This window comes from Nostoc sp. UIC 10630, assembly GCF_010747425.1.
Taxonomy (GTDB): domain Bacteria; phylum Cyanobacteriota; class Cyanobacteriia; order Cyanobacteriales; family Nostocaceae; genus Nostoc.
This window is the reverse complement of record NZ_JAAGOG010000476.1, coordinates 1-758: the sequence shown is the minus strand read 5'-3', so window position 1 is coordinate 758 and position 758 is coordinate 1. Positions and strand designations below refer to the sequence as shown.

General features: G+C 42.1%; 1 protein-coding gene. It reads left to right on the top strand.

Translation table 11 applies throughout. From position 1 onward, the window contains the following. Positions 1–48: 48 nt before the first annotated feature. The coding region (locus G1O98_RS38470) for a pentapeptide repeat-containing protein (RefSeq protein ID WP_243458677.1) at positions 49–758 on the top strand (710 nt) is incomplete at its 3' end.

Genomic DNA, 758 nt, shown 5'->3' with positions numbered 1-758 from the left:
GATTTGAGAAATGCGACTTTAATAAATACTGATTTCTACCAATCTCAAATGCTTGACTATGCTCAACTTGAAAAAACCTACCTTCAAAATGCTCAAGTACGTGATTTATTAGTTACTAAGCAAGGACAAGATATAATATTTGATCGCCAAGACCTGCGTGGAGTTAAATTGAAAGACGCTAACTTAGAATATGCCAGTTTCATGGGTGCAGACTTGAGCCATGCTAACTTACAAGATGCAAATTTATCTGGAGCCAAGCTAGTACAAACCCAACTTGACGGCACTGATTTTACAGGGGCAACTCTCACAGGCGCATTCATTAAAGATTGGAATATCACAACTGACACCAAATTTGACGAGGTGCGATGTAAATATGTTTATATGCGCTTGCCCACCCCAGATAACCTAAACCAACATCGTAAACCTGACAATCACCAGGAAGTATTTGCTCTGGGAGAGTTTGGGGATTTCATCAAGCCCATCTTTGATACACTCGACCTTTACCATAGCCAAGGAATTGACCCAAGAGCGATCGCCATCTCGTTCAAGCAGTTAGCCGAAAATCACCCCGAAGCAGATTTGCAGATTGTTGGGATGGAAGTGCGTGGTGAGGACAAATTTCTGCTCCGTGCCAAAACAGCGATCACAGCCGATAAATCACAACTGAGTGCAGAGTATTTCGCTACTTATAATCAGCTAAAAGCTCTGGCAGAACAAGAAGTTAAAGCACTTATCGCTGAGAAGGATGGCAGAATTGC